Source organism: Amycolatopsis thailandensis (genome assembly GCF_042723255.1).
Taxonomy (GTDB): domain Bacteria; phylum Actinomycetota; class Actinomycetes; order Mycobacteriales; family Pseudonocardiaceae; genus Amycolatopsis; species Amycolatopsis thailandensis.
On the sequence record NZ_JBHXJK010000225.1, the window covers coordinates 1 to 5,727 of the forward strand.

Below are 5,727 nucleotides of genomic sequence, written 5' to 3' on the forward strand. Positions count from 1 at the left end.
CTTCCCCGCCGGTGGTCCTGTGGGCCCCCCCCCCTCGCATCACTCCCCGCCCCGGCCCACCCCTCATGACATCCGCCCGGAATATCAGGCAAGGGACTTGAGCTCAGCCGTCTTCAGCTGCTCAGCCGTCACCGTCGCGCGGCCCTCGACAAGGGCCTTCAGCGCGTCCCCGTCGTCCCACTGGTTGACGTTCATCGCGGCCGTCACCTGCCCGTCCCGCAGCCAGAACGCCGTGAAGTCCCGCGCCGCGAGGTCGCCGCGCACGACGAGCTCGTCGGTTTCGGGATCGGCGAGGCCGCGGTACTCGCAGCCGAGGTCGTACTGGTCCGAGAAGAAATACGGGCTCTTCAGGTACGGCTCGTTCTCGCCCAGCAGGTTTCCCGCGACGTGCTCGCCCTGCCACTTCGCGTTCGACCAATGCTCGACGCGGACGCGTTTCCCGTAGCGGGGGTGGAACTGCGCGGCGATGTCGCCGATCGCGTAGACGTCGGGCGCGGCCGTCCGCAGACCGGCGTCGGCGCAGACACCGCCGTCGTCGGACAGTTCCAGCCCGGCCGCGTGCGCGAGGTCGACCCGCGGGGCGGCGCCGACGGCCACCAGCACGACGTCCGCGGGAAGCTCGTCACCACTCTGAAGACGTACGCCGGTCACCCCGTCCGGGCCACCGGTGAACCCGGCGACACCTTCGCCGAGCCGCCAGTTCACCCCGTGCGCCGTGTGAAGGTCCTTGAAGACGCCGGACACGTGCTCGCCCAGCACCGCGAGCAGCGGCGAACCCACCTGATCGACCACGGTCACCTCGGCGCCGTGTTCCCTGGCGGCCGCGGCGGCCTCGGTGCCGATCCAGCCCGCGCCGACGATCACCACCCGGGCGGCGTCCTTGAGTGCCGAACGCAGCGCGAGCGCGTCGTCGAGGGTGCGCAGGGTCCGCAGCCCGGGGAGGTCGCCGCCGGGCACTGGCAACGACCTCGGCCGCGAACCGGTCGCGAGCACGAGACGGTCGAAGCGGTGCTCGCCGCCCGCGTCGTCGTGCACGAGCCGCGAGCCGAGCTCGATCCTGGTCGCGGTGGCACCGCTCCGGAAAGCGATGTCCTTCTCGTCGTAGAAACCCGCGTCGTGCACCCAATCGGGTTCATCGGTGTTGCCCATCAGCAGCCCCTTGGACAAGGGCGGCAACTCGTACGGGCGGTGGGGGTCGGTACCGAGCAGCAGGATTTCCCCCGCGTAGCCACGTTCTCGCAGCGTCCCGGCGGCCGTCGCTCCCGCGAGGCCGGCACCGACGATGACGATCTTCCTGGGTTCGGACACAAAGACCTCCCGGGCAGGCGTTCCCTCGGACGCTACTCCGGTTCCCCCACGTCCGGCCTAGCGAAACCGGAAGTCGATCACGATCCGAAGGGCCGGTTAACCCATCAGTAGGAATGTGGGGTAACCGGCGTCACGGCCCCGAAACCGGCCCGTCCCAGCCTCGGACGAGAAAGGGAGACCATGGGATACGGGAGGATGAGGACGTTGGCACCGCGGGACGAATGGTCGGTCGGCTGCCGGGATCTCGCGGGCAGGCGGCGGGACGTGACGGTGTTCGTGAGCAGCGACAAGATCGTGCTCGTGGCTCCGCCCGGCGAGGCCGCCGTACTCGGGCCGCTGGACGTGGGCCGCCTGCGCGCCGCGCTCCGCGACGCCGTGGTCGCGGTGGCCGAGCATCCGGATCACAGTGAATGACAACTACCGTTCCTACTTCTGAGTAGGTAGAGTCGGCCCCGTTCGGAAGGAGCCGGCCATGACCACCTACTTCGTGACGGGCGCGACGGGCTTTCTGGGTAAACGCCTGGTCGCGCGCCTACTACGGCGACCTGAGACCGTAGCCGTCCATGTTCTCGTGAGGGAGACCTCGCGCGGGAAGCTCCCGAGCCACGAGAAGCTCGTTCCCGTCACCGGCGACCTGACCGAACCCTCGCTGGGCATCGATCCCGCCCGCCTGGGTTCCCTCGACCACGTCGTGCACCTCGGCGCGATCTACGACCTCACCGCGGACGAGGCGGCGAACCGCGCGGCCAATGTCGACGGCACCCGCAACGTCCTGGACTTCGCCGCCGCCGCGAACGCCGGGCTCTTCCACCACGTCTCTTCCATCGCGGTCGCCGGGCAGTACGCCGGGCGTTTCACCGAAGCCGACTTCGACCTCGGCCAGAGCTTCGCGTCGCCGTACCACGCGACGAAGTTCGAGGCGGAGAAACTCGTGCGACGGCACGGGAAAACGCCGTTCCGCGTGTACCGGCCGTCCGCCGTGGCCGGCGATTCGCGCACCGGCGAGATGGACAAGATCGACGGCCCGTACTACTTCCTCCCCGCGATCTCGCGGCTCGCCGCGCTGCCCCGCCGTCTCCCGCTGGCCGCGCCGGATCTCGGCGCCACGAACATCGTGCCGGTCGACTACGTCGTCGAAGCGATGGAACACCTCATGCACGTCGACGCGCCCAGCGGTAGCACGTACCACCTCGCTTCGCCGCGGCCCCAGCCTCTGCACGAGGTTTACAACGCCTTCGCGCGGGCCGCGGGCGGGCCGAAGATCTCCGCCGTCCTCCCCGCCAGGCCGTCCGGAGCGCTGAAACGCGCCGGAACCCGGCTGGCGAGGTCCGCGGCGGCCGGGTTCGACCGGGTCCCCGGCGGGCGTTCGGCCCGCTCGGCGGTGCTGTCGGAACTCGGCGTCCCGCTCGAAGTCCTGCCCCATCTGAGCATGGAGGTCGACTTCGACACGAGCGCGACGACGGCCGCCCTCGAAGGCAGCGGCATCACCTTGCCGCCGCTGAAGGAGTACGCCGGCCCGCTCTACCGGTACTGGCTCGCGCACCTGGACCCCGATCGCGGACGGCGTCGTCCGGGGCCGGAGCCGCTCGACGGCCGCAAGGTGCTGATCACCGGTGCGTCGTCGGGCATCGGCCGCGCCTCCGCGCTCGCCGTCGCCGCGAAGGGCGGCGAAGTGATCCTCGTGGCCAGGCGCGCCGACGAACTCGAAGAGGTCCGCGAGCAGATCGTCGCGGCGGGCGGGAAGGCGTCGGCATATCCGTGCGACCTCACCGACGGCGGCGCCGTCGACGCTCTCGTCAAGGACGTCCTCGCCGCGCACGGCGCCGTCGACATGCTGGTCAACAACGCCGGCCGCTCGATCCGGCGCTCGCTTTCGCTGTCCACCGAACGGTTCCACGACTACGAGCGCACGATGGCGATCAACTACTTCGGCCCCGTGCGCCTGACGCTGGGCCTGCTGCCGTCGATGACCGCGCGCGGGTTCGGCCACGTCGTCAACGTCACCACCCAAGGACTCCAGACCGACACGCCGCGGTTTTCCGCTTACCTGGCTTCGAAGGCGGCGCTGGAGGAGTTCGGGCTGACCGCCGGCCGGGAAACGCTTTCCGACGGCGTCACCTTCACCTCGGTCCGGATGCCGCTGGTGCGCACCGACATGATCACGCCGACCGGGTCCTACCGCGGCATGCCGTCGAGCTCGCCCGAACGCGCCGCCGCGCTCGTGGTGAAGGCGCTGGAGAAACGACCGGAGATCCTGAATCTGCCCGAAGGCACCGCCGCCGAATTGGTGACGCTCGTCGCACCCAAGACGGCGCGGTTCTTCGCCCACCTCGTCTACCGCGCGATGCCCGAATCCGCACCGGAATCCCGTGGCCTGCCCCGGAAGGCTCCGCTCGCCTCGGTGGCGGGCGCGGTCACCAGGCTGGTCTGGCGCCGTCGTCCCTGACGTCCTCGCCGCCGGGCTCGATCGGGGGACGCCCCCGGCCGCTACCATCGGTTTCCGATACGCCGGGGGGTCGGCGGGCACGGGCCGAGGCAGTGACGAGCGGGAAGGGGCAGTGTGGACGTCGCCAGTCCCCCGGTTTCGACCGGACCGGACGTGGCAGTGGTACGTCCGTCCCGGACAGTGCTGCGGCTTTCGCTGCACGCGGCCTGGGTGCTCGCGCTCGCCGTCGTCACCGAACTCCGGGTGGGACGCTTCGGTTTCCACCCGTCGGACCAGGGCTTCATCCTCGCCCAGGCGTGGCGGGTGCTGCACGGCGAGGTCCCGCACTCCGACATCATCTCCGCGCGGCCGCTGGGATCGGCGTACCTGCACGTCTTCGACTTCCTGGTGCCGGGGCCACTGTTCTTCGTCTCCAGCGTGCTCAGCATGCTGGAGATCATCCTGGCGACCATCGCGTTCGCCGTGCTGGTCACCCGGCGCCGCGTCCGCGACTGGGGGCCGGGTCTCACCGGGCTGACGGCGGCCGCGGCACTGCTGAACCTCAACGCGTTCCCGCTGATGGCGTGGCACACGATCGACGGGATCTTCCTGACCGCCTGCGGCGCCTGGGCGCTGGATTCCGGGCTGCGCAACGGCAAGGCGTGGCCGCGGCGGCTGGGTCTGGTGCTGCTGGGCGCCGCGGTGTTCGTCAAGCAGAGTTTCGCGCCGGTCCCGCTGATCGCGCTGTGCTGGTTGCTGCTGCACCCATCGCTGCGCGAAGGCGCGTTCCGCACCGGCCGCTGGTGGACTCGCCTGGCCTGGGATCTGCTGGCACTGGGCGCTTTCCTGGTCTTCTACATCGGAATCGTCACGCTCGACGGCGGGCTGGGTGCGATGGCCGAACAGTTGACCGGCGGCGTGCCCGCGTACGGCCAGCGACTTCTCGGCCTGTGGCTGGAAGATCCCGCGACCCTGCTGCGGCCACCGGTGCGGGGCTTGACCTTCTTCGCGATCGCGGGGCTGCTGCTGGCGCTGCTCGGGTTCTTCCGTGACCGCATCGGATTCGCCGGTGGGCTCGTCGCGCGGCTGCTGCTCGTGGCGGGCGTGGCGGTGGTGGTCGGCACCGTCGTGGATGGACACTTCACCGGCGCGTCGCGCTGGGCGGACGTCCTCTGGTGGATCCTCGGGGTCGCGCTCCTGGTGAACTGGACGGAGACGCGGCGGTTCCCGAAGATGGGCGCGCTGGTCTTCGCGACCGGGTTCATGACCAGTCTGTCCTGGGGCAACGACACCCCGACCCTGTTCACCGGAACGCTGGCGCTGACGGCGATCCTGGAGCTGTCGGACGCGCTGCCGCCGCTGCCCGAGCCCGCTCGCCCGATCCGGCTGGCGGGCGCCACGGCGATGGGCCTGGTCGCGGTGCTGGCCTCGGGCTGGGCGGTGATCGAGCATCACGACGACGCCGCGTATCTCGACATGGCGCGCGAAAAGCTGACCGGCGACCTCGGCACGGTGACGCCGTCGATGCGCGGGATCCGGACGAATCCGGGGACTTTCACCTACGTCTCCCAGATCCAGGACTGCGTCACCCGATTCCCGGCGGGACGCACGGCCGTCCTGCCCGACAACCCGTTCGCCTATCCCGCTTTCGGCCTGCGCAACCCGTTCCCGCTGGAATGGCCGCTGCCGCTGGAGATCGTCGCCGACGCTCCGCAGCGCATGCTCGCGACCGCCGACGAGCTCAACCGCGACGGCGACTATCTGGTGCTGTTCCAGACGGTGAGCATGCCGACCCTGGCCAAGGGCGGTCCGGTGCCCGCCGAGGTCACCGGCGACACGCCGATCTTCGACTACCTCGGGCTGGAGAACGCGCTGCGGTCGCGCCTGGCCGGGCAGACCGTCACCTGCGGCAGCTTCATCGGCAAGTGGGCGCCCCGCCCCTGACGCGTTTCGTCCTCTGGATGCGGTGGTTCGCGTTGCCAACTACCGCATCC

At 70.4% G+C, this 5,727-nt stretch carries 4 protein-coding genes; 3 read left to right on the forward strand and 1 reads right to left on the reverse strand.

Going from position 1 to position 5,727, the window contains the following annotated elements; translation table 11 throughout:
* Nucleotides 1-84: 84 nt before the first annotated feature.
* Nucleotides 85-1,308 (reverse strand): NAD(P)/FAD-dependent oxidoreductase, encoded by a 1,224-nt coding sequence (locus tag ACFWMR_RS41390; RefSeq protein ID WP_378382349.1) that lies wholly within the window; start codon nucleotides 1,306-1,308, stop codon nucleotides 85-87.
* A gap of 195 nt (nucleotides 1,309-1,503) precedes the next feature.
* Here ACFWMR_RS41390 and ACFWMR_RS41395 point away from each other — a divergent pair, with 195 nt between their 5' ends.
* The 3 genes from ACFWMR_RS41395 (at nucleotide 1,504) to ACFWMR_RS41405 (ending at nucleotide 5,677) form a co-directional block, all read left to right on the forward strand.
* The gene (locus ACFWMR_RS41395; RefSeq protein ID WP_039922712.1) at nucleotides 1,504-1,722 is read left to right on the forward strand and encodes a hypothetical protein; all 219 of its coding nucleotides are present in this window, start codon (nucleotides 1,504-1,506) and stop codon (nucleotides 1,720-1,722) included.
* A gap of 58 nt (nucleotides 1,723-1,780) precedes the next feature.
* Nucleotides 1,781-3,754: an SDR family oxidoreductase gene (locus tag ACFWMR_RS41400; protein WP_378382350.1), complete on the forward strand. Its 1,974-nt coding sequence runs from the start codon at nucleotides 1,781-1,783 to the stop codon at nucleotides 3,752-3,754.
* A 114-nt stretch (nucleotides 3,755-3,868) separates the two neighbouring features.
* Nucleotides 3,869-5,677, forward strand: coding sequence for a hypothetical protein (locus tag ACFWMR_RS41405; RefSeq protein WP_378382351.1), 1,809 nt, complete (start codon nucleotides 3,869-3,871; stop codon nucleotides 5,675-5,677).
* Nucleotides 5,678-5,727 lie beyond the last annotated feature (50 nt).